General features: G+C 67.0%; 19 protein-coding genes and 1 tRNA gene. 18 read left to right on the top strand and 2 right to left on the bottom strand.

Annotation, left to right across the window (positions count from 1 at the left end):
- Position 1: 1 nt before the first annotated feature.
- A tRNA-Asn gene (locus IIE29_RS00840) sits at positions 2-74 on the bottom strand.
- Positions 75-160: 86 nt separating this feature from the next.
- On the opposite strand from IIE29_RS00840, the gene smc reads away from it, so the two are divergent.
- From smc to IIE29_RS00755, 17 genes are all read left to right on the top strand, one after another.
- Complete coding sequence (gene smc, locus IIE29_RS00835; protein ID WP_209323308.1) at positions 161-3,751, top strand: chromosome segregation protein SMC; 3,591 nt, start codon at positions 161-163, stop codon at positions 3,749-3,751.
- A gap of 219 nt (positions 3,752-3,970) precedes the next feature.
- Complete coding sequence (locus tag IIE29_RS00830; protein ID WP_209323307.1) at positions 3,971-4,372, top strand: hypothetical protein; 402 nt, start codon at positions 3,971-3,973, stop codon at positions 4,370-4,372.
- Positions 4,373-4,533: 161 nt separating this feature from the next.
- Positions 4,534-5,676: a signal recognition particle-docking protein FtsY gene (gene ftsY / locus IIE29_RS00825; protein WP_209323306.1), complete on the top strand. Its 1,143-nt coding sequence runs from the start codon at positions 4,534-4,536 to the stop codon at positions 5,674-5,676.
- 128 nt (positions 5,677-5,804) lie between these two features.
- Positions 5,805-7,415, top strand: coding sequence for a signal recognition particle protein (ffh, locus tag IIE29_RS00820; RefSeq protein WP_209323305.1), 1,611 nt, complete (start codon positions 5,805-5,807; stop codon positions 7,413-7,415).
- A 157-nt stretch (positions 7,416-7,572) separates the two neighbouring features.
- The gene (gene rpsP, locus IIE29_RS00815) at positions 7,573-7,995 is read left to right on the top strand and encodes a 30S ribosomal protein S16 (RefSeq protein ID WP_209323304.1); all 423 of its coding nucleotides are present in this window, start codon (positions 7,573-7,575) and stop codon (positions 7,993-7,995) included.
- 1 nt (position 7,996) lies between these two features.
- On the top strand, positions 7,997-8,227 hold the full coding sequence (locus tag IIE29_RS00810; RefSeq protein WP_025777320.1) for an RNA-binding protein: 231 nt from the start codon (positions 7,997-7,999) through the stop codon (positions 8,225-8,227).
- Between the two features lie 179 nt (positions 8,228-8,406).
- Positions 8,407-8,907: a ribosome maturation factor RimM gene (rimM, locus tag IIE29_RS00805; protein WP_209323303.1), complete on the top strand. Its 501-nt coding sequence runs from the start codon at positions 8,407-8,409 to the stop codon at positions 8,905-8,907.
- A 53-nt stretch (positions 8,908-8,960) separates the two neighbouring features.
- A complete protein-coding gene (gene trmD, locus IIE29_RS00800; RefSeq protein ID WP_209324081.1) occupies positions 8,961-9,725 on the top strand; it encodes a tRNA (guanosine(37)-N1)-methyltransferase TrmD in 765 nt (254 codons plus the stop codon).
- 188 nt (positions 9,726-9,913) lie between these two features.
- On the top strand, positions 9,914-10,255 hold the full coding sequence (gene rplS, locus IIE29_RS00795; protein WP_209323302.1) for a 50S ribosomal protein L19: 342 nt from the start codon (positions 9,914-9,916) through the stop codon (positions 10,253-10,255).
- 31 nt (positions 10,256-10,286) lie between these two features.
- A complete protein-coding gene (lepB, locus tag IIE29_RS00790; protein WP_209323301.1) occupies positions 10,287-10,910 on the top strand; it encodes a signal peptidase I in 624 nt (207 codons plus the stop codon).
- 141 nt (positions 10,911-11,051) lie between these two features.
- Positions 11,052-11,756 (top strand): signal peptidase I, encoded by a 705-nt coding sequence (gene lepB / locus IIE29_RS00785; RefSeq protein ID WP_209323300.1) that lies wholly within the window; start codon positions 11,052-11,054, stop codon positions 11,754-11,756.
- A complete protein-coding gene (locus IIE29_RS00780) occupies positions 11,756-12,487 on the top strand; it encodes a ribonuclease HII (RefSeq protein WP_209323299.1) in 732 nt (243 codons plus the stop codon). Before lepB (IIE29_RS00785) ends, IIE29_RS00780 begins: the two co-directional genes overlap by 1 nt.
- A complete protein-coding gene (locus tag IIE29_RS00775) occupies positions 12,484-12,801 on the top strand; it encodes a DUF2469 domain-containing protein (RefSeq protein WP_209323298.1) in 318 nt (105 codons plus the stop codon). The genes IIE29_RS00780 and IIE29_RS00775 overlap by 4 nt, the downstream gene beginning before the upstream one ends.
- A gap of 238 nt (positions 12,802-13,039) precedes the next feature.
- The gene (locus tag IIE29_RS00770; RefSeq protein WP_209323297.1) at positions 13,040-13,396 is read left to right on the top strand and encodes a YraN family protein; all 357 of its coding nucleotides are present in this window, start codon (positions 13,040-13,042) and stop codon (positions 13,394-13,396) included.
- The gene (locus IIE29_RS00765; protein WP_209323296.1) at positions 13,393-14,943 is read left to right on the top strand and encodes a YifB family Mg chelatase-like AAA ATPase; all 1,551 of its coding nucleotides are present in this window, start codon (positions 13,393-13,395) and stop codon (positions 14,941-14,943) included. The genes IIE29_RS00770 and IIE29_RS00765 overlap by 4 nt, the downstream gene beginning before the upstream one ends.
- On the top strand, positions 14,940-16,199 hold the full coding sequence (dprA, locus tag IIE29_RS00760; RefSeq protein ID WP_209323295.1) for a DNA-processing protein DprA: 1,260 nt from the start codon (positions 14,940-14,942) through the stop codon (positions 16,197-16,199). The genes IIE29_RS00765 and dprA overlap by 4 nt, the downstream gene beginning before the upstream one ends.
- 32 nt (positions 16,200-16,231) lie before the next feature.
- Positions 16,232-17,269 (top strand): tyrosine recombinase XerC, encoded by a 1,038-nt coding sequence (locus tag IIE29_RS00755; protein ID WP_209323294.1) that lies wholly within the window; start codon positions 16,232-16,234, stop codon positions 17,267-17,269.
- A gap of 34 nt (positions 17,270-17,303) precedes the next feature.
- Here the strand turns inward: IIE29_RS00755 and IIE29_RS00750 are convergent, their stop codons facing one another.
- Positions 17,304-18,395, bottom strand: a complete 1,092-nt coding sequence (locus IIE29_RS00750) for a D-alanyl-D-alanine carboxypeptidase family protein (protein ID WP_246475631.1) — start codon at positions 18,393-18,395, stop codon at positions 17,304-17,306.
- A 591-nt stretch (positions 18,396-18,986) separates the two neighbouring features.
- On the opposite strand from IIE29_RS00750, the gene rpsB reads away from it, so the two are divergent.
- Positions 18,987-19,892 carry a 30S ribosomal protein S2 gene (gene rpsB / locus IIE29_RS00745; RefSeq protein ID WP_209323293.1) on the top strand — a complete coding sequence of 302 codons (906 nt, stop codon included), beginning with the start codon at positions 18,987-18,989 and terminating at the stop codon, positions 19,890-19,892.
- The last annotated feature ends 13 nt before the right edge of the window (positions 19,893-19,905 follow it).

The raw sequence follows: 19,905 nt of genomic DNA, 5'->3' as shown, positions 1-19,905 counted from the left end.
GCTCCCCCGGCTGGGCTCGAACCAGCGACCCTTCGATTAACAGTCGAATGCTCTGCCAACTGAGCTACGGAGGAAAACGGCGCAGTCGCCTGCGCACGAGGAGAAACTCTATCAAAATATTCCGGGACTCGCCGACTCGACGGATATGCTGGGTGCCAATATGCATCTCAAAAGCCTGACACTGCGGGGATTCAAGTCCTTTGCCTCGGCGACGACTCTCAGATTCGAGCCGGGCATCACCTGCGTCATCGGACCCAATGGATCGGGCAAGTCCAATGTCGTCGACGCCCTGTCCTGGGTGATGGGCGAACAGGGGGCGAAGAACCTGCGCGGCGGGAAGATGGACGACGTCATCTTCGCCGGCACTTCGAAGAGGCAGGCGCTGGGCCGCGCCGAGGTGAGCCTGACCATCGACAATTCCGACGGGGCCATCCCCGTCGACTACACCGAGGTGACGATCTCACGGACCCTGTTCCGCACGGGCGGTTCCGAATACGCCGTCAACGGGGCACCGGCCAGACTGCTCGACATCCAGGAGCTGCTCAACGACTCCGGGCTCGGCAAGGAGATGCACGTCATCGTCGGGCAGGGCCGCCTCGACGCGATCCTCCACGCCGACCCGCTCGAGCGCCGCAGCTTCATCGAGGAGGCCGCCGGTGTGCTCAAACACCGCAGGCGCAAGGACAAGGCGGTGCGCAAACTCACCGGGCTGCAGACGAACCTCGACCGCCTGACCGACCTGAGAGGCGAACTCAACCGGCAGCTCGGGCCGCTGGGGCGCCAGGCCGAGGCGGCGGCGAAGGCCGCGACCGTCCAGGCCACGCTCCGCGACGCCACCGCGCGGCTGCTCGCCGACGACGCCGTGCGCATGCAGTCCTCCCTGGCCCAGACGAGTGAGGACGAGGGCCACGGCGACCGCATCGCCGACCTCGACCATCGCCGCACCCGCGCCGAGGCGAGACTGGCCGAGATCGAGACCCGGCTGTCCGGTCTCGACGCCGAACTCGAAGCCCAGCGGACCGCCGAATCGCGGACGCAGACCCAGATCGTGCGCGCCCAGGGGCTGACCCAGCGGGCCGAGGACAAACGCTCCCACCTGCTGTCCGAGGTCACGAGCCTGGGCCGCCGCGAATCCAAATCGCCCGACGAGCTGCGCGCGCAAGCCGAACACTTCAAGGACGAGCTCGCCGACGCCGAGGCGACCGTGACCGACACGACCGCCGCGCTCGAAGCCAGCCAGGAGCGGAAGGAAGAGCTGACGCGGACGCTGCGCACCGCGGAGGACGAGGTCAAGGCCGCACAGGTCGCCATCACCGAGGCAGTGAAGAACCGGTCGGCCCTGCAGTCGAAGCAGACCCAGGCCGCCGAGAGGATCACCGACCTGAAGACACGGATCGAGGCCAATCGCACCGAGATCGAAACCGTGCAGGCTCGCATCGCCGAACGCAGCGCCGAACTCGAGCAGGCAGAGACCGGGGTCGAGGACGTCGAAGCCGGGGAGACCGAACTCGACTCCGCCTATGAGAAGGCCAAAGAAGCGCAGGAGAAGTGTGAGGCCGAACGCACCGAGCTGCAGGAACAGCTGGCGCAGACGGCGACAGAACTGTCCTCGGCCAGGGCCCGAGTCGAAGCCCTGACCATGGGCACCGCACTCGAAGCCGACCTCGAGGACATCGTCAACGCGGGCCTGCCCGGAGTCGGCTCGGCCGTGACCGAACGGCTGAGCGTGACCACCGGCTACGAGATGGCTGCGGCAGCGGCACTGTCGACCACGGTCTCCGGCGTCATCGTCGACAGCGGTGAGGTCGCACTCAGCGTGCTCGACCACCTCGGCGAGGACACGAACGTGTCCCTGACGATCCCGACCGGCGCTGCTGTCGGCTCTGCGACCGGCGGGGCGGGCGCTCAGGCCGCAGCGGGCAAGGGCGGCAACGCCGCGCCCGCACTGCCGGATCCGGCATCTCTGCCCGGGGCCGACGCGGATGCCGGTCCGCTGCGATGGCTCAGCGAACTCGTCGGCAGCGACGTTCCCGAGCTGCGCGCCCTGCTCGAGGAGGCCCTGCGCTCGGTGGTCTGCGTCCCCGATGCCCGGACGGGGATCGCACTGACCGAAGCACGCCCCGAACTCACTGCCGTCACCGTCCACGGCGAGGTGCTCTCGACGACCCGCATCAGCCGGGCCCGCACCGCCTCGGGCACACGCCTGGCCTCACAGACTGCGCTCGAGGACACGCAGACAGCAATCGCCGAACTCGAGAGCCGGGCCGAGGCCATCGAATCCGCGCTCGGCGCTCTCGAACCGCGGCTGACCGCCGCCCGCGAGGAGGCGACGACCGCACTCGACGCCCTCCACTCCTCGGATGCGAAGATCATGGCAGCCGCCGAGGAGGTCTCGCGCATCACCGGCGAGATCGACGTCTCCCGCACGCGGCTGCAGCGGGCCGAGGACAACGCGACGGAACTTCAGTCCCGTCTCGAGGCGGCCGAACGCGAGGCCGAGGCCGCGCAGGCGGCCCTGGCCGGCGCCGCCGAAGTCGACGAAGTCGTCGACACCTCGCACCGGGACGAACTCAGCGCCCAGGTCTCCCAGTCCTCCGAGGCCCTCGTCGAGGCCCGCATCAGCCACAAATCAGCGACCGACCGGGCCCGGTTCCTGACCGACCGGGTCGACTCCCTGCTGCGCGCGGCGAAGGCCGAAGAGGCCGCGCGGGAGCAGACGCAGCGCGCGATCGCGAAGAAGCAGCGTGCGGCCGCCTCGGCGCGTCTCATCGCCGACACCGCATCCGAGGCCGTCGCGCTCGCCCAGGCCACGGTCGCCGAACTGGCCGAGACGATCCAGGTCCTCGTCGACGAGCGCGGGGGACTGCGGGAGGAGAAGAACCGCCTCGGCGAGGAGCTGGGCACAACCCGGACGGAGCTGCAGAAGCTCAAGGACGCCGCGGCCGAGGCGGAGCTGGCCAAGGAGCGGTTCCGGCTCAAGCTCGAGGAGATCGCCCATCGCTCGCAGGAGGAGACGGGGCTGGGCATCGAGAGGCTCATCGACGAATTCGGTCCCCACCTGCCCGTTCCCTCGTTCGAAGAGGGTGTCGAGGACCGCCCCTATGTGCGCTCGGAGGTCGAGAAGCGGCAGAAGCAGGCCGCCGCCTCCCTCAAGCGCATCGGCACGGTCAATCCGCTCGCGCTCGAGGAGTACGAGGCGCTGAAGGAACGCCACCAGTTCCTCGAGAAGCAGATCGCCGACATCGAAGCTTCGCGCAAGGACCTCATGCAGCTCGTCGAGGAGGTCGACCGTCACGTCGAACGCGTCTTCGCCGAAGCCTATGCGGACACGGCAAGGGAGTTCGAGGACATCTTCTCCCGGCTCTTCCCGGGCGGCGAGGGCGCGCTCAGCCTCACCGACCCCGATGACATGCTCACCACCGGCGTCGACGTCCATGCCCGGCCGGCAGGCAAGAAGGTCAAGCGCCTCTCCCTCCTCTCCGGCGGGGAGCGGTCACTCGTGGCCGTGGCCATGCTGGTGGCGATCTTCAAGGCCCGACCGAGCCCGTTCTACGTCATGGACGAGGTCGAGGCGGCTCTCGACGACCTCAACCTCTCACGCCTGCTCACCGTGTTCACGGAGCTGCAGAACTCCTCCCAGCTCATCGTCATCACCCACCAGAAGCGGACGATGGAGATCGCCGACGCGCTCTACGGGGTGACGATGCACGGAGACGGGGTGTCGAAGGTCATATCGCAGCGCATCCCGTGAGCCCGCGGCACCGATCGGGCCCGTGCCGCCTCGGTCGGAGGCTGGTTCGTCGGCGATGCCCAGAACAGTCCCAGGGAATTCTCCAACCGCCATGCGGCCCCGAAGCACAATTGTCGTGGGCAGGGAATATAGACTTGCCTGAGGAGACAGGTATTCGACGAATGTGAGGAGCGGGACGTCCATGGCCGAGGCTGCTGATCTGCGAGGTGGCTCGAGGGCATGAACGCGGTACTCGTCATCATCGTCGGACTGGCGATCTCCTTCGCTCTGGCTCTCGTCGTCGTCCTCCTCGTGGCCCTGCCCGGCCTGCGCGCGGAAGGCCGACTGAAGTACTCCTCGGACGTGCAGCGGTTCCGCCTGCCCGCCGAATGGACCGGATACGACGACGAAGTCCACGAGTTCTTCGGCCACGACGACGGCACCTCGCACTTGGCGACCAGGGAGCAGGCGGCAGTGACCGCCATCCGTGATCACTCCTATGTGCTCCGGCCGCAGCCACGGCGCCATGCGGCCCCCTCACTCATCACCGTGCGTCCGCGCACACGTCATTGGAAGATCCCGGAGTCGGGAACCGGATGGAGGACCACCGCCGGACTGCTCTTCGGCGGCCGCGGCTCCTGAGCCGAGACGAACCGGGTCCCGAACGGTCGGGGCCCACCCCAGCGGGGACCGCGCCGACTGATTCCGGCGTGTGAACCGAAAAGAAGACACGAGCCCGGCAGAATCCGGGGACTCGAGTGCCGCCGGCCCGCCCGGTGGTGCTCAAAGGAGGCGGAAGAACAATGGATCAGCCGATCATCCTGCTCATCGTCGCGACCATCGTCTTCATTCTCGTCGTCGCGCTGGGCATCACCCTGCGCGTCAACGCACAGAAGAAGGGACTGCGCGACAAGCACAGCATCGATGCCGACGTCACCGGCGAGCTGAGCATCGACGAGGTCGCCGAGGCGGTCGAGAAGGAGAAGGCCGAGGCCCGCGGCTCCGAAGTGCCCACAGAGCCGGCCAGCCGCCTCGTGCGTCTGCGCGAACGGCTCGCGAAGTCGAACTCCGGGCTCGGGCGCGGACTGCTCAACCTCCTGTCGCGGGACAACCTCGACGAATCGGCGTGGGAGGAGATCGAGGACACGCTCATCCTCGCCGACGTCGGTGTCGAACCGACCACGGAACTCGTCGATCGCCTGCGCGAACGCGTCAAGGTGCTCGGCACCAGAGACCCCGACGAGGTGCGCGGACTGCTGCGCGAAGAGCTCATCACCCTCGTCGATCCGACCATGGACCGGTCCCTGGCCGATACCGGCGCCGGAGACGATCCCGCGGTCATCCTCGTCGTCGGAGTCAACGGTTCCGGGAAGACGACGACCGTGGGCAAGATCGCTCGCGTGCTCGTCGCCGAGGACAAGACCGTGCTGCTGGGCGCCGCGGACACCTTCCGTGCCGCTGCCGCCGAACAGCTGGCCACCTGGGGTGAACGCGTCGGCATCGAAACCGTGCGCAAGGACGAAGGCGCCGATCCCGCCTCGGTGGCCTATTCGGCGGTCGAGAAGGGACAGGCCGACGGAGCCGATGTCGTCCTCATCGACACGGCCGGACGCCTCCAGAACAAGGTCGGCCTCATGGACGAGCTCGGCAAGGTGAAGCGCGTGGCCACCCGCCCGCTGGGGGAGGGCCACGAGATCGACGAGGTGCTCCTCGTCCTCGATGCGACCACCGGGCAGAACGGCATGCAGCAGGCGAAGGTCTTCGCCGAGGCGGTCGACATCACCGGCATCGTGCTCACGAAGCTCGACGGCACGGCCAAGGGCGGCATCGTCGTCGCCGTCCAGCGCGAACTCGGGGTGCCGGTCAAGCTCATCGGACTGGGAGAGGGCGCCGACGACCTCGCCCCCTTCACCGCCGAGGGCTTCGTCGACGCCCTGCTCGACTGAACCGGCGCCGGACCGGCCGCCTCGGCGAGGGATCTCACGGAGCATTCCCAGCGGCTGCGGTTTCAGCCGGGCACGGGTGAGTTGCTAGTCTAGAGAGTCGACCGAACCATCGTGAAGAAGGCTTGTACGTGTTTAATTCCCTGTCCGACAGGCTCACCGCGACTTTCAAGAATCTGCGCGGGAAGGGCCGGCTGTCCGAAGCGGACGTCGATGCCACCATCCGTGAGATCCGGCGTGCCCTGCTCGATGCCGACGTCGCGCTGCCTGTCGTGCGTGCCTTCACCGGCCGGATCCGCGAACGCGCCCTGTCCGAGGAGGTCTCGGGCGCGCTCAACCCCGGCCAGCAGGTCGTCAAGATCGTCAATGACGAGCTCGTGGGCATCCTCGGCGGTCAGACCCGGCGACTCAACTTCGCCAAGCGTCCGCCGACGGTCATCATGCTCGCCGGACTCCAGGGCGCCGGCAAGACCACGCTGGCCGGCAAGCTCGCCCACTGGCTGAAGTCCGAGGGCCACCGTCCGATGCTCGTCGCCGCCGATCTGCAGCGACCCAACGCCGTCAACCAGCTCCAGATCGTCGGCGAACGCGCCGGAGCCGTCGTCTACGCTCCCGAGCCGGGCAATGGAGTCGGCGATCCGATCCAGGTCGCCACCGACTCGATCGAGGTCGCGAAGTCGAAGCTCCACGATGTCGTCATCGTCGACACCGCCGGACGCCTCGGCATCGACGAGGAGCTCATGCAGCAGGCCGCCGACATCCGCTCGGCCGTCAGCCCCGACGAGGTCCTCTTCGTCATCGACGCGATGATCGGTCAGGACGCGGTGAGGACAGCCGAGGCGTTCCTCGACGGCGTCGACTTCACCGGTGTCGTGCTCTCGAAGCTCGACGGCGACTCCCGCGGCGGTGCCGCGCTGTCCGTCGCCGAGGTGACCGGCAAGCCGATCATGTTCGCTTCGACCGGTGAGTCGATGAAGGACTTCGAGCAGTTCCACCCCGATCGGATGGCTGACCGGATCCTCGACATGGGCGACATCATGACGCTCATCGAGCAGGCCGAGAAGAACTTCGACGAGAAGGAGACCGAGAAGCTCAAGAAGAAGGTCGAAGCCGGCGAAGACTTCGACCTCAACGACTTCCTCACGCAGATGGCGGGCCTGAAGAAGATGGGCTCGATGAAGAAGATGCTGGGCATGATGCCCGGGATGAGCCAGTACAAGGAGCAGCTGGCGAACTTCGACGAACGCGAGGTCGACCGGGTCGAAGCGATTGTGAGATCGATGACACCGACCGAGCGGTCGAACCCGAAGATCCTCAACGGCTCCCGCCGCGCCCGCATCGCCAAGGGCGCCGGCACCACCGTCACCGCGGTCAACCAGCTCATGGAGCGCTTCACGCAGGCGCAGAAGATGATGCGATCGATGACCCGCGGCGGCGGAATGCCGGGAATGCCCGGTGGCGGCGGCATGCCCCAGATGCCCGGAATGGGCGGCGCGGCCGGTGGCGCCGGAAATCGCAAGAAGAAGGCAGCAGGGAAGAAGAAGGGCCGCAAGGGCGGCCAGTCCGGCAACCCGGCCAAGCGTGCGCAGGAGGCGCAGGAGCTGGCCGACAGGAAGGCCGGCAAGACCAAGGACCCGGTCGGCTCGGCCTTCGGCGGCGTCGATCTGGACAAGGACGAGGAATTCGATCCGGCGAACCTGCCGAAGGGCTTCGGCGGAATCTTCCCAGGTGGCAAGAAGTAGAGGCTTCTGGCACAATTGACTCTTGTACTTTTGCTCTCGGTCCGGGCCCTCTCAACCGCACCGAGGCGATAGTCCGAGCCGCGGCTTCCAGCAGGTCAACCCCACGATTCTTCTGGATCAGCTGTGCACACAGAACACAAAAGGAGACACCACTAAAGTGGCAGTCAAAATTCGTCTGACCCGCATGGGCAAGATCCGTGCACCCTTCTACCGCGTCGTCGTCATGGATTCGCGCACGCGTCGTGACGGCAAGGCAAAAGAGCAGATCGGCATCTACCACCCGACGCGCGAGCCCTCGGTCGTGGAGATCGACTCCGAGCGCGCTCAGTACTGGCTCTCGGTGGGCGCCCAGCCCACTGATCAGGTGCGTGCACTGCTCAAGCTCACCGGTGACTGGCAGAAGTTCACCGGCGAGGGCGAAGCGGTCAACACCGTCAAGCCGCAGCAGGAGAAGGAAGCCTATGTGGCTCCCAACGCCGACTCGGTGATCAAGGAAGCCATCACCCAGAAGGGCGGCAAGTCCGAGGCCCCTGCCGAGGAAGCCGCACCCGAGACTGCGGAAGAAAGTGCTGAAGCCTGAGATGTTGCCTGATTCGCTCGAACATCTGGTCCGCGGAATCGTCGATCATCCCGACGACGTCTCCGTTCGTTCGCGTTCTTCGCAGCGCGGCACGACCCTCGAGGTCCGGGTTCACCCCGACGATCTCGGCCGGGTCATCGGCCGTGCAGGCAGGACCGCCAAGGCCCTGCGCACCGTGATGAACTCGCTGGCCGGCCGTGAGTCGGTGCGAGTGGACCTCATCGAGGCGTAATTTCGAACATCCGAGAGGGGATGCAGTGCATATGCGCTGCATCCCCTCTCGTGCATTCACGCACCGGTCGTCGACTACACTGGAGCCAGAACACGGCGGTCGGCCGACTGACCGCAAGTGCAGCCACCGATGCGCGTGGTCGGCCGGACAGACATCGACAGCAATCTTCGAGGAGCAGTATGGACACGGTGATCGCCCGGCTGGGCAAGCCGCACGGAATCAAGGGCGAGTTCACCGTCGAGGTGCGCACCGACCGACCCGAGGACCGGCTGACTCCCGGAGCGAGCTTCGCCACCGATCCCGATATCGGACCGCTGACGCTGAAGTCGGCGAGGTGGCACCGCGACCGCCTGCTCCTGGCCTTCGACGAGGTCCCCGACCGCAACCGCGCCGAGGAGATCCGCAACACCCTCATCCTCGCCGAACAGGACGAGGAGGATGAGGACTCCGACGCCTGGTACCTCGACGACCTCATCGGACTCATGGTCTATGAGAACGACGAGATCGTCGGAGAGATCGTCGACGTCACCAACGGCATCGCCCAGGACCTGCTGCACATGAAGCACACGCTCGGGCATGTGGTGCTCATCCCGTTCGTCACCGCGATCGTGCCCGAGGTCGACGTCGAAGCCGGGCGCCTCGAGGTCACCCCGCCCGCCGGCCTCTTCGACGCCGAATGATGAGTCCGATGAGCGAACCGAATCCCGCCCCCACCGAGGCGACGGTCCCGCAGATGGCGATCGACGTCGTCTCGATCTTCCCCGAGTACCTCGCCGGACTGCAGCTGTCCCTCATCGGCAAGGCCGTCGACCGCGGGCTGCTGAGGCTCAACGTCCACGACCTCCGTGACTTCACCTTCGACCGGCACAACACTGTCGACGACTCACCCTACGGAGGGGGAGCCGGCATGGTTATGAAGGCCGAGCCCTGGGCGCTGGCGCTCGAACACGTCCTCGCCGGTCGTGCCGGGCACGGCGGTGGCTCCGCCAAGCCGACGCTCATCGTCCCCAGCCCCGCCGGCGCCGTGTTCGACCAGCGCATCGCCGAGGACCTCGCCGGCGTCGACCACCTGGTGTTCGCCTGCGGCCGCTACGAGGGCATCGACCAGAGAGTCATCGATTGGGCCGCAGAGCACTTCGAACTGCGGCCCATGAGCATCGGCGACTATGTCCTCAACGGCGGAGAGGTCGCCTCGATGGTGATGATCGAAGCCATCAGCCGCCTCATCCCCGGGGTCATCGGCAATCCCGAGTCCCTGACCGAGGAGAGCCACGAAGACGGTCTGCTCGAGTATCCGATCTATACGAAACCGTCGAACTGGCGGGGACGTGAGGTGCCCGAGATCCTGCTCAGCGGCAACCACGCAGCGATCGCCAGGTGGCGACGTGACCGACGTCTCGAACGCACGGCCGAGGTCAGACCGGATCTGCTCGCTCGGCTCGCGGACCTGAGCGAGGAGGACCGGACCGCGCTGGAGCGGTTTGAGTCCCAGCGCTGAAACGTGGCAGAATGAACCGTCGCGTTTGTTGGCCCTCACCTGCTTCAGGGGGATGAGTGCCCACAGCGGACCGCCGGATCCGAACCGGCGGTCTCCGGGGAGAGATCCCGACAGACGATCCAGTCACCGGTACACCGGTCCGATATGCGTGTCCTCGACCTGAAGCTGGGGCCACAGGAGAAACCACAATGCAGAAGCTCGATGTTGTTGATGCAGCCTCGCTGAAGTCCGACGTTCCCGAATTCCGCGCCGGCGACACCCTCAACGTTCACGTCAAGGTGATCGAGGGCTCGCGCTCGCGTATCCAGGTCTTCAAGGGAATCGTCATACGCCGCCAGGGCGACGGAGTCCGCGAGACCTTCACCGTCCGTAAGATCAGCTTCGGCGTCGGTGTGGAGCGCACCTTCCCGGTGCACTCGCCCAACGTCGACAAGATCGAGGTGCTCGCCCGCGGCGACGTCCGTCGCGCGAAGCTCTACTACCTGCGCGAACTGCGCGGCAAGGCTGCTCGCATCCGCGAAAAGGCCTGATTTGACCGGCACCGTGGGAGACGATCACACCGTGCCGAACAGACATGAAGACGCGACCTTCGGGTCGCGTCTTCTGTCTTCGGCCCGGTTCTGGAAGACGGTCGGGATCATCGCGGTCGTCATCGTCGTCCTCGGCGGGGCGATCCGCGGGTTCGTCATCCAGCGCTTCACCATTCCCAGCGCATCGATGCAGCCGACCCTCGAAGTCGATGACTCGATCACGGTGTGGCGGCCGGATGCGCTGAGTGGTGACATCCAACGCGGTGACATCGTCGTCTTCGACGGGCGCGGCTCCTTCGTCGACGACGCGCTGCCGACCCCGCTGCAGAAGGTCGGCTCCTGGGTCGGCCTCGGCCCCCGCGACGTCTACTACGTCAAACGCGTGATCGCCCTCGGCGGCGACACTCTCCAGTGTTGCGATGCGAAGGGCCGCCTCCTGCTCAACGGCGAGCCCCTGAACGAGGACTATGCCCCGAACCCCGCCTCGGCGGTCGAATTCTCCGTCGCAGTCCCCGCCGACACCATGTGGGTGATGGGCGACAACCGCAGCGACTCCGCCGACTCGCGTTCCCTGCTGGGCCGTCCCGGCGGCGGATTCATCCCCACCGATCGGGTCATCGGGCCCGTGATCGGGCACGGGTCCTCGGTCGACTGAGCCCCGCCTCGGCGAGGCGGAAAACACACCGGCTGAGCGTTCGCACGGAACCCCGCGCAGGCTGAGCGCCGAAGCAGTGTCGTGCTGGTACGCTCATTTCAGTCCCCAGCGGAAACCGTGGTCCGATGTGAAAGCGAATGAATGTCAAGCGAATCCGAAGCGTCCCCGCCCCCAGCCTCGAAGCGCTTCGCCCGCGGGCTGCTCGAGACCTTGGCGATCATCGTCATCGCCCTGCTCATCTCCACCGCGCTGAAGACGTGGGTCGTCCGCTCGTTCTACATTCCCTCGGAATCCATGATGACCACCCTGCAGGTCGATGACCGCGTGCTCGTCAACCAACTCGCCCCGCGCTTCGGACCTGCCGATCGCGGCGACATCATCGTCTTCGATGATCCCGATCACTGGCTCTCGGCCGCCGAGACCTCTCAGTACACGCCCAACCCGATCCTCGAGTTCATCGGCCTAGCGCCCTCGGACGCCGGGAAACAGCTCATCAAACGCGTCATCGGCGTCGGCGGCGACACCATAGAATGCTGCGATTCCCAGGGACGTCTCATGGTCAACGGCGAATCCATCGACGAAACCTACCTCGACGAGGGGACCGCCCCCTCGGAGGTCGATTTCGAGGTCACCGTGCCCGAGGGCCACTACTGGGTGATGGGCGACAACCGCAGCAATTCCGCCGACTCCCGCTACCACATGGACTCCGATCCCTTCGTCTCGCAGGACGACGTGGTGGGCACCGTGTTCCTCATCAACTGGCCGTTCAAGCACTTCAGCTGGGTGAGCACCCCCGAAGACGTGTTCGCCGAAGTGCCGGCATCGGCAGGAATCACCGGGGACTGATGGGGGCACGAGGACTGACCGACCTCAGCGTCGAACGCGGACTGCTGAGCGAAGGCTTCGATTTCGTCATCGGCGTCGACGAGGTGGGCCGCGGCGCACTGGCCGGCCCCGTCAGCGTAGGCGTCGCGGTCTTCGATCTCCGCACGCTCACCGCCGCCGAGGTGCCCGACGGAATCCACGACTCGAAGCAGCTGAGCGCACGCACCAGGCAGGAGGCCACAGACCGAGTGCGGACCTGGGCGACGGCTGCGGCCGTGGGATCGACGAGCCCGGGCGAACTCGATGACATCGGCATGACCATGGCGCTCAACCTCGCCGGACGGCGCGCCATGCTCGAGGTGCTCACGGGTCTGGGGCCGACGCCGGTTCTCCCCGAACGCACGATGGTCCTCCTCGACGGCAGACACGATTGGCTCTCGGCCCCACTCACCCTCGACTGCCTGGGGATATTCGGCGACTGCGCCGAGCTGGAGCTGCCTCCGGTGCGCACCGTCATCAAGGGAGACGGGTGCGTGCCCACGATCGCTGCGGCGAGCATCGTCGCGAAAGTCCGACGCGACGAGGCGATGATCGCACTCGCGACGGACCATCCCCACTATGGTTGGGAATCGAACGTCGGATATGGGACGGCGAAGCACCGGCAGGGCATCGTCGACTTCGGTCTCAGCATCCACCACCGGAGAAGCTTCCGCTTGCATGCGGTTTCAGAAGCGAAGGAGGGCGTGTCATGAGCGCCGATGATCTGGACGACTACGAAGCTCAGCTCGAGCTCCAGCTGTACAAGGAATATCGTGATGTCGTCGGTCTCTTCGCCTATGTCGTCGAGACCGAACGCCGCTTCTACCTCGCCAACCACGTCGATCTCAAGGCCCACAACGACGCCGGCGACGTGTACTTCGAACTGACCCTGCGCGATGCCTGGGTCTGGGACAGCTACCGTTCGGCACGATTCATCAAGACCGTGCACGTGCTGACCTTCAAGGACGTCAACATCGAGGAGATCGCCAAATCCGATCTCGAGCCGCCGACCGCGATCCGCGGCTGACCGAGCCTCGGCCGGGTAAGCCGGTTGAGCCGGTTGAGCAGACCGGTTGAGCGCGCCGGCATCGACTTGAGCGCCCCGCGCGGTGGATGAGTCGCTGACTTCGGCGTGAGGGGCCTGTGGATTCCCGAGTCCCATCCACAGGCAGAGAACCTGCTCTTCCCACTGCTGTCCCGCACATGGTCATCTGACCGACATGGGACCGAAACGAACAACAGGCCGGACACGCACTGCCGCAGGCATGCGCCGACAGGCTCTGGGCGGCAGGGGCGAGGATCTGGCGGCCGCGTTCTTGGAAGACGCCGGCCTCGTGATCATCGAACGCAACTTCAGATGTCCCCGCGGGGAACTCGATATCATCGCCCGCGACGGTGAGACCGCGGTCTTCGTCGAAGTCAAGACCCGCCGCACCGCCGCCCTCGGCTCTCCGCTGGAGGCTGTGACCGCGACGAAGCTCGCCCGCATCCGCATGCTGGCCAGCATCTGGCTGAGCGGACAGCCCGAATACTTCCCCGCCACCCGGATCGATGCTCTCGGCATCATCACCGAGCCGCGCCTGCAGTACTTCCACTGCCCGAACATCCAGGGCGACTCATGAGCAGCGAGTCCTCCGCCGAAGTCATCGGACGAGCCTCGGCCGTCGCCCTGTGGGGCCTGAGCGGGAAGATCGTGTCCATCGAGGCAGGTGTCAGCGCCGGACTGCCGGGCATCGACATCGTCGGACTGCCGGACACCTCGGTGAGCGAATCCCGCAAACGGCTGCGCGCGGCACTGGCCTACCTCGGCGCTCCCGTGGCGTCCCAGCATCTGACGATCAACCTCACCCCGGGCACGGTGCCGAAGATCGGCACCGGATTCGACCTCGGGATCGCGGTCGCCGTGCTCAAGGCGCTGGGCCTGATCGACAACGATGACACCGGGGACATCATCCACTGCGGAGAGATCGGCCTCGACGGCAGGATCCGGCCCGTCACCGGAGTGCTGCCGGCCCTGCACACCGGCATGCAGTCGGGCTTCGACCGCTTCGTCGTCCCCGTCGGCAACGCCTCCGAGGCGTCTCTGCTGGGACGTGCGAGGGTCCTCGCCGTGGCCTCCCTGGCCGAGCTCGTCAACAGCTACGGCGGATCGCTGGCGGTGCCGCCGCTGCCGGCCGTGCTCGACATGGACCGTCCTGTTCCCCTCTCCCCGGAACTCCACGATCTCGCCGAGGTCCAGGGCCAAGCCGAGGGCCGTTTCGGTCTCGAGGTCGCCGCCGCGGGAGGCCACAACCTGCTCATGCGCGGCACTCCGGGAGCTGGAAAGACGCTGCTCGCCCAATGTCTGCCGGGCATCCTGCCGCCGCTGAATGACGATGAGGCCGTCGAAGTGGCCACTGTGCGATCCCTGCGCGGAGAACTCGACGGCAGCGAAGGACTCGATCACCGTCCGCCTTTCGAAGCGCCCCACCATCGCAGCACGGCCTCGGCGCTGCTCGGCGGCAGACGGCCCGGCACCGTCGGCATACTCAGCCGGGCACACCGCGGTGTGCTGTTCATGGACGAAGCCCCCGAGTTCTCCCGGGACGTGCTCGAAGCGCTGCGGCAGCCGATGGAGGCCCGTCGGGTCCACATCCACCGTGCCTGGGGGTCCATGGTGCTGCCGGCGTCGTTCCAGCTCGTCATGGCCGCGAACCCGTGCCCCTGCGGAGTCGGAATGGCCGGAGCCGGAACGGACTGTCGGTGCACGCCATTGGACAAACGGCGCTACCGCAACCGGCTGTCCGGGCCCCTGCTCGACCGGGTCGACCTGCAGCTCGAACTCCTTCCCGTCTCTCCGGCCGATCTCCGCCTCGGCGGCGACCAGGAGACCAGCGAGTGCGTGGCCGCCCGCGTTCGCGAGGCCCGCAGCCGACAGTCCGAGCGCTTCGCCGACTGTCGGTGGCGTCTCAACGCCGAGGCGCCGGGAGCCTGGCTGCGTGACCACTTCGACCTCACCCCTGCAGCACTTGCCGACCTCGACCGGGCCCTCGATACGGGGCGGATCACGATGCGCGGGTACGACCGGGTGCTGCGGGTGGCGACCACTCTGGCCGACCTCGCGGGAAAGAGCGGCCCCGACCCGGACACGATGCGAACGGCGCTCGCCCTGAGGACACAGGAGTCATGAACGTGGATGCACTCGATGCAGGGACGACGGATTCGGTCCGCGCTGCGATCGCGGCCTTGCTGCGGGTCGGCGAACCCGGCGACGGGCTGCTCAAACGAATGGTCGAGGAGATCGGACCGATCGCGACACACTCGGTCATCACGGCCGTCGCCGACGGCGAGGTGACCGCGGTTGAGGCGGTCACCGGACTCGCCTCGAGCGGGGCCGAGGCGGCCGGGCACGGGCAGCTGGCCGATGCGATCGACCGATGGGCAGTGCGTGCCGGCGATCAGCCCGACGAACGTGACCTCGAGCGCGTCGCACGGATCGGCGGACGGCTCGTCATCCCCGGCGATGAGGAATGGCCGAACGCGCTCGACGACCTGGGTCCGGCCGCACCGCTGGGCCTGTGGGTGCGCGGAGCCGTCGGCCTCGACGCCGTGCTCAGGCGGGCCGTCGCCGTCGTCGGGGCCCGCGCCGCGAGCAGCTATGGGACCAAGTGTGCCTCCGACCTCGCCTGGGACCTCGCGGCCCGCGGCATCACCGTCGTCTCCGGCGGAGCATTCGGCATCGATGCGGCCGCACATCGGTCCGCGATCGCCCGTGAGGCGCCGACGCTCGCCTTCATGGCCGGGGGAGTGGACCGCTTCTATCCGGCCGCGAACGCCGAACTCTTCGAACAGATACTCGCCACCGGCGCCATCGTGTCCGAAACCGCTCCGGGAATGACCCCGATGCGGCACCGTTTCCTGCTGCGCAATCGACTCATCGCCGCCTCTGCCCAGGTGAGCGTCGTCGTCGAGGCCGGATGGAGAAGCGGTGCGCTCAACACCGCTCGGCACGCCCTCGAACTCTCCCGGCAGGTGGCAGCCTTCCCCGGATCCGTCTATTCGGCCTCCTCGACCGGGGCCCACCGGCTCGTGCGTGAGCACGAGGCCGAACTCGTGACCTGCAGCGATGATGTCGTGTCGCTCATGGACGATGACGCCCCGAGACTGTTCGACGAGGCCGAGGCCGACCGCTCACGACCCAGCGGCGCGCCCAACGGGGCACAGCGCGGGGCGCACACGAGTCCCGACCCGACCGATGCGCTCGACGAGAGGGAGAAGATCTGCCTCAACGCGCTGTCCGCGACCAAGGCACTCGACGTCGGAACGCTCGCGTCCCGAGCGGGACTGACCGTTGCCGATGCGCTCAACGCCCTGGCCGCACTCGACCTGGCAGGTCTGGCGACACGACGCGACAACGGGTGGGTGAAACTGCGGAAACCGGTATGAATCCTGGTCGTCCCTCCGCGTATCCTGGGCATGTGAGCACATCAACGACCGTCGCCGAGGTGGTGTCCGGCTATGCCGACCACCTGAGGTCGCGTGACGTCTCCGAACACACCGCCAGAGCCTACGTCTCCGATGTCACCGATTTCCTCGACCACGCCGTGCACTCGACGAAGGTGCGGCTCGGGAAACGCGCCGAAGAGCAGAAGCGCCCATCACAGATGGAGACAGCGCGCATCGATGTCGCTGCGATCGAACTCGACGATCTGCGGTCCTGGCTGATCGCTCTCGACGATGCCGGAGCCGCGAAGTCCACGGTGGCACGCAAGATCGCAGCCGTCAGATCCTTCTTCGCCTTCGGTGTGAACAGACTGGGGCTGTCGAACAATCCGGCGGCGCGTCTGCGAACGCCGAAGAAGGACTCCCGCCTGCCCACGGTGCTGAAACCGCATCAGGCGGCCGAACTCATCTCCGCTGCGGAGGCTCCGCCATCGGACGGTCCCGCGGCCGGAGGCCCTGCGACAGAGGGCCGGTCGTCCGGAGGGAGAGACGACGATCCGCTCGACGCCGCCAAGCGTCTCAGGGACGCGGCGATCCTCGAGATGCTCTACGCCACTGCGGTGCGCGTATCCGAGCTGACCGACCTCGACCGCAGCGACGTCGACCACCGCTCTGCGATGATCACGGTGCTCGGCAAGGGCAACAAGGAACGACGCGTGCCCTTCGGCGCACCCGCCCAGCGAGCATTGGACGCCTGGCTCAGCGTCCGTCACCTCTTCGCCGGACCCGACAGCGGGGAGGCGCTGTTCCTCGGAGTCCGCGGCCGACGCATCGGAGCCAGACAGGTGCGCGATCTCGTGCACAGGTACGGCACCGATGATCCGAGCGCACCCGACATCGGCCCGCACGGCCTGCGCCACTCGGCGGCCACGCATATGCTCGACCGCGGTGCCGACCTGCGTCAGATCCAGGAGCTGCTCGGCCACTCCACCATGAGCAGCACCCAGATCTACACGCATGTCTCGATGCAGCGTCTGCAGGAGACCTACCGCCGGGCGCATCCTCGCGCCTGAACGCGCTGCCCGCGCCGCCAGACAGCGACGTCGCTCATTTGCGGAACTCCCAGTGCCAGGGTTCGGGCAGCGAACCCGACTGCCGGGCCCACCCGGGATGGATCCATCCGAACCTCGGCGCATTGGCTCGCATCCACCGATGCTGAGCGCTGCCGAAGGAATTGATGCCGCTGCCGAGATCGACGGCCAGAGCCCACCCATGGTTCGACGTCCCCGGCGTCGCGGCCATCCGGCCCTTGCGGCGTTTGAGGATCACCTGCGTGGCATAGTCACGGTAGGCATCGGTGACGGAGATCGGGGAACCGAACCGCGCCTCGAAAGCACGGGAGAGCCGGTCGAACGCGGCCTGCGCGTCGCAGCGCAGCATCTGACCGGCAGCACTGGCAAGCTCACACATGGCGGATGCGGGAATCCGTCCGTTGCTGTGCCCGCCCCAGGCCCCGGCCCCCGACGTCGTAGCATCGCCGCCGCCAGTGGGTTCCTCGGCTGGTTTGCGAGAGAGCGGGAGCAGAACGGACTGCTCCTGTCCGAAGAGCTTGGCGGGATCGACGTAGCGCTGATCGGTCTCGGCCGGCCAGGCTCCGATGTGCAGGCATGAACGTTCGCAGTGGCCCCCGGCGCCGACCGCGCCGATCCGCTCTCCGGCCGAGAACGCCTCGCCCTTCCTCATCGACGTCGAAGCCGGTTGGAAGGACAGCACATGCCCGGACTCGGTGAGGATGCTCAGCGTATCCATACCCGCGACGCTCCCGGCGAAGCGGATGGTGCCCGCCGTCGGCGCCCGCAGCGGTTCGTTCTCGACCGCGAGCACATCGATTCCCCGATGGCCTTTCAGCCACGGTTCGTCCGGCAGATCGAAGGCCCCGATGATCTCCATCGCCGGAATCGGAGTGGTCCAATTCCGTGCGCCGGAACCCATCGAGGCCTGCGATGTCCGGGACGACTCTCCAGCTGGCGGTGTTGCGCCCGGGGCCGGGGGAGCGGTCGTCAGCATGAGCGCCGAGGTGAGAAGCGAGGCCAGGACGGCCAGGGTGAGGAACCGACCGGGCCCGTTGCCGTCATCCGCTCGCCGGTGCCTGCGATGTCGCTGCCGGCGCGGAGGCGGGTCGTGTGCGAAGGGGTTCATACGAGACATGGAAGTCGGCGTCTGTCCGGATGTCATCCCCGCAGCAGCGGTCTGTGGACAGGGCAGAACGATCCACAGGGCGGGGGCGGCCGAGTCGGCCCGCTGTCCGCAGACAGTGACGCACGAGTCGGCAGGCGACGATGCGCAAGCCGCCGAGGTGAGACGGACGGGTGCGGCGAGCCGGCCGACCGGAATCGGCGCAGCGCGCGACCCGTTGCACCGGGGCCGACCCGACTGTCCACACGCTCTGACGCGCAAGTCGACGCATTCGCGGGTGCCGGTGAGCCGCCTCGGCGTGGATGCCGGTGAGCCGCCTCGGCGAGGGCGCTGTCGATTGGAAATGGATTGGCCGACCGCGATAGACTGAACCCAGCAGAAGCGTGTCTTCTGACTACGCGTATTCGAATTCTTCTCCGTCCCGTGGTGCAGGCCACTGCCAGGTGTGTCTGTGGGGCGGATGAACCGGATACCAGGCATCAACCGAAAACAGTCATCGACGCTTCAGTCGCTCGCCTCGATCCGAGATCGCAGCGACTGACGCGCGCGTGACGCAAAGGCACCTCAAGGGTGCACAGAAAGGAGGGCGTCGGCATGGCCGTCGTCACCATCCGCCAGCTGCTCGACAGCGGCGTTCACTTCGGACACCAGACACGTCGTTGGAACCCGAAGATGAAGCGCTTCATCTTCACCGAGCGCAACGGCATCTACATCATCGACCTGCAGAAGTCGCTGGGCTACATCGACAACGCCTTCGAGTTCGTCAAGGAGACCGTGGCCCACGGCGGCTCGATCCTCTTCGTCGGCACCAAGAAGCAGGCCCAGGAATCCATCGCCGAACAGGCCAAGCGCGTGGGCCAGCCCTACGTCAACCAGCGTTGGCTCGGCGGTATGCTCACAAACTTCCAGACCATCTCGATGCGTCTGCGCCGCCTCAAGGAACTCGAAGAGATCGACTTCGACGACGTTGCAGGTTCTTCGCACACCAAGAAGGAACTGCTCATCCTGCGTCGCGAGAAGGACAAGCTCGAGAAGACCCTCGGCGGCATCCGCGACATGCAGCGCACCCCGTCGGCCGTCTGGATCGTCGACACCAAGAAGGAACACCTCGCCGTCGACGAAGCCAAGAAGCTCGGGATCCCGGTCATCGGCATCCTCGACACCAACTGCGATCCCGACGACGTCACCTACCCGATCCCGGGCAACGACGACGCCATCCGCTCGGTCTCGCTGCTCACCCGCGTGGTCGCCGACGCCGTGGCCGAGGGCCTCATCGCCCGTCACTCCTCGGACGAGCAGTCCGGTGAGAAGAACGTCTCAGCCGTCGAGCCCATGCCCGAATGGGAACGCGAACTGCTCGAAGGCAAGACGGACGAGGAGACGCCCGCCGAAGCTGCCGCTCAGGCCGCCGAAGACACTCCGGCCGCTGAAGCTGAGGCCGCCGCAGCTGCTCCGGCCGCTGAAGCCGCTGCCGACTCCACCGAGTCGACAGAGTCCTGATTTCCTTTAACTC

Source organism: Brevibacterium renqingii (genome assembly GCF_017808095.1).
GTDB lineage: Bacteria > Actinomycetota > Actinomycetes > Actinomycetales > Brevibacteriaceae > Brevibacterium > Brevibacterium renqingii.
This window is presented reverse-complemented; position numbering and strand designations above follow the sequence as displayed.

Excerpts from the sequence above, each read along its gene's own strand:
- IIE29_RS00810 (WP_025777320.1), top strand. The coding sequence starts at position 7,997 with ATGTTGCCTGATTCGCTCGAACATCTGGTCCGCGGAATCGTCGATCAT.
- rimM (WP_209323303.1), top strand. The coding sequence starts at position 8,407 with ATGGACACGGTGATCGCCCGGCTGGGCAAGCCGCACGGAATCAAGGGC.
- ftsY (WP_209323306.1), top strand. The coding sequence starts at position 4,534 with ATGGATCAGCCGATCATCCTGCTCATCGTCGCGACCATCGTCTTCATT.
- lepB (WP_209323300.1), top strand. The coding sequence starts at position 11,052 with ATGTCAAGCGAATCCGAAGCGTCCCCGCCCCCAGCCTCGAAGCGCTTC.
- dprA (WP_209323295.1), top strand. The coding sequence starts at position 14,940 with ATGAACGTGGATGCACTCGATGCAGGGACGACGGATTCGGTCCGCGCT.
- IIE29_RS00775 (WP_209323298.1), top strand. The coding sequence starts at position 12,484 with ATGAGCGCCGATGATCTGGACGACTACGAAGCTCAGCTCGAGCTCCAG.
- IIE29_RS00765 (WP_209323296.1), top strand. The coding sequence starts at position 13,393 with ATGAGCAGCGAGTCCTCCGCCGAAGTCATCGGACGAGCCTCGGCCGTC.
- smc (WP_209323308.1), top strand. The coding sequence starts at position 161 with ATGCATCTCAAAAGCCTGACACTGCGGGGATTCAAGTCCTTTGCCTCG.
- IIE29_RS00780 (WP_209323299.1), top strand. The coding sequence starts at position 11,756 with ATGGGGGCACGAGGACTGACCGACCTCAGCGTCGAACGCGGACTGCTG.
- rplS (WP_209323302.1), top strand. The coding sequence starts at position 9,914 with ATGCAGAAGCTCGATGTTGTTGATGCAGCCTCGCTGAAGTCCGACGTT.
- IIE29_RS00830 (WP_209323307.1), top strand. The coding sequence starts at position 3,971 with ATGAACGCGGTACTCGTCATCATCGTCGGACTGGCGATCTCCTTCGCT.
- trmD (WP_209324081.1), top strand. The coding sequence starts at position 8,961 with ATGGCGATCGACGTCGTCTCGATCTTCCCCGAGTACCTCGCCGGACTG.
- IIE29_RS00750 (WP_246475631.1), bottom strand. The coding sequence starts at position 18,395 with ATGAACCCCTTCGCACACGACCCGCCTCCGCGCCGGCAGCGACATCGC.
- rpsB (WP_209323293.1), top strand. The coding sequence starts at position 18,987 with ATGGCCGTCGTCACCATCCGCCAGCTGCTCGACAGCGGCGTTCACTTC.
- IIE29_RS00770 (WP_209323297.1), top strand. The coding sequence starts at position 13,040 with ATGCGCCGACAGGCTCTGGGCGGCAGGGGCGAGGATCTGGCGGCCGCG.